This window comes from Mesorhizobium sp. M7A.F.Ca.CA.002.15.2.1, from assembly GCF_003998715.1.
GTDB lineage: Bacteria > Pseudomonadota > Alphaproteobacteria > Rhizobiales > Rhizobiaceae > Mesorhizobium > Mesorhizobium ciceri.
In genome coordinates, this window is sequence record NZ_RZPI01000874.1 from 1 (window position 1) to 1,965 (window position 1,965).

3 protein-coding genes are annotated in these 1,965 nt (G+C 62.4%); all 3 read left to right on the forward strand.

Annotation, left to right across the window (positions count from 1 at the left end):
• A partial coding sequence (locus ENZ74_RS34800) for a hypothetical protein (RefSeq protein ID WP_206522367.1) occupies positions 1-188 on the forward strand: 188 nt, incomplete at its 5' end.
• Between the two features lie 64 nt (positions 189-252).
• The gene (gene serS / locus ENZ74_RS30535; RefSeq protein WP_063168117.1) at positions 253-1,557 is read left to right on the forward strand and encodes a serine--tRNA ligase; all 1,305 of its coding nucleotides are present in this window, start codon (positions 253-255) and stop codon (positions 1,555-1,557) included.
• Positions 1,557-1,965 (forward strand): 5'/3'-nucleotidase SurE (gene surE, locus ENZ74_RS30540; protein WP_127313247.1); only part of this gene is annotated, 409 nt, incomplete at its 3' end. The genes serS and surE, both read left to right, overlap by 1 nt.

Below are 1,965 nucleotides of genomic sequence, written 5' to 3' on the forward strand. Positions count from 1 at the left end.
CGCCACCGCCCCGCCGTAGAGGCGGGTTTTTCATTTCAGGCTCTCCCCCGCCTTCAGCCGAAAGCGCGTCAAAGCGTGATCGCATGCTTGCGTTCCCCATGCCCCATCTTGCATCGATCGAGGATGCGGTTTACGCCCTCTGGCTGAAACGCATCGCACTGAAAGCGATGCGTTTCAGTTTTGTTTGAAGCATGTCGTTGTCCCAAACCGCTGCGCACTTTGGGCGACATGCTACCCCGGAGCGTTCAAACCATGCTTGACATCAAATGGATTCGCGACAACCCGAAGGCCCTTGTCGAGGCGCTGGTGAAGCGCTCGTGGTCGGCTGACGAGGCGCAGTCCACGGTCGGCGGGCTGATCGCCTCGGACGAGGCGCGGCGCGAACACGTTACCGAGCTACAGACCAAGCAGGAGCGCCGCAATGCCGCGTCGAAAGAGATCGGCAACGCCATGCGTTCGGGCGATGCTGCCCTGGCCGAGACGCTGAAAGCCGAAGTCGGCGAGATCAAGGTCTTCATCCAGAACGGCGAGGCGCGCGAACGCGAGCTGGACAAGGCGCTGAACGATGCGTTGGCGGTGCTGCCCAACGTGCCGTTCGACGACGTGCCTGTCGGCAAGGACGAGCACGACAATGTCGTCAAGCACATCGTCGGCAAGGTGCCGACGCGGCCGAACTGGGTGAAGGAGCATTTCGAGATCGGCGAAGCGCTCGGCATGATGGATTTCGAGCGCGCGGCAAAGCTGTCAGGCTCGCGCTTCACCGTGCTGAAAAGCGGGCTGGCGCGGATGGAACGCGCGCTCGGCCAGTTCATGCTCGATTTGCACACGACCGAGCATGGCTACGAGGAAGTCATTCCGCCGCTGATGGTCAAGGACGATGTTTTGTTCGGCACCAACCAATTGCCGAAGTTCGAGGAAGATCTGTTCTTTACGCCGCACGGGGAGGGCAGGCTTGGCCTGATTCCCACCGCCGAGGTCCCACTCACCAACCTTGTGCGTGAGGAAATCACCGCGCATGAAAAACTGCCGCTGCGCTACACCGCGCTGACACCGTGCTTCCGTTCGGAAGCGGGCTCGGCCGGGCGCGACACGCGCGGCATGCTGCGCCAGCATCAGTTCTACAAGGTCGAGCTGGTGTCGATCACCGATCAGGAATCGTCACTTGCCGAGCATGAGCGGATGACGCAATGCGCCGAGGAAGTGCTGAAGCGGCTCGGCCTGCCGTTCCGCACCATGACGCTGTGCACCGGCGACATGGGTTTTGGCGCACGCAAGACCTATGACATCGAGGTCTGGCTGCCCGGCCAGAACGCCTATCGCGAGATCTCGTCCTGCTCGGTGTGCGGCGATTTCCAGGCACGCCGCATGGACGCCCGCTACAAGGACAGGGACGGCAAGGGCAACCGCTTCGTCCACACGCTCAACGGCTCGGGCACAGCCGTTGGTCGCGCGCTCATCGCCGTCATCGAAAACTACCAGAACGAGGATGGCAGCGTAACCATTCCTGAAGTGCTGCGGCCTTACATGGGCGGTCTGGAAAAGATCGAAGCGAAATAATGCGTATCCTCCTGACCAATGACGACGGCATTCATGCCGAGGGCCTGGCGTCGCTCGAACGCGTCGCACGTACGCTGTCCGACGATGTCTGGGTGGTGGCGCCCGAGCAGGACCAGTCCGGCTATGCGCATTCGCTGTCGATCTCGGAGCCGCTGCGGCTGCGCAAGATTGGCGAGAAGCATTTTGCCGTGCGCGGCACGCCGACCGATTGCGTCATCATGGGCGTCAAGAAGATCCTGCCTGGCGCACCCGACCTGATCCTGTCCGGCATCAATTCGGGCGCCAACATCGCCGACGATGTCACCTATTCCGGCACCGTCGCCGGCGCCATGGAGGGCGCGCTGCTCGGCATTCGCTCGATCGCGCTCAGCCAGGGGTACAGCTATGTCGGCGAAGATCGCGTCGTGC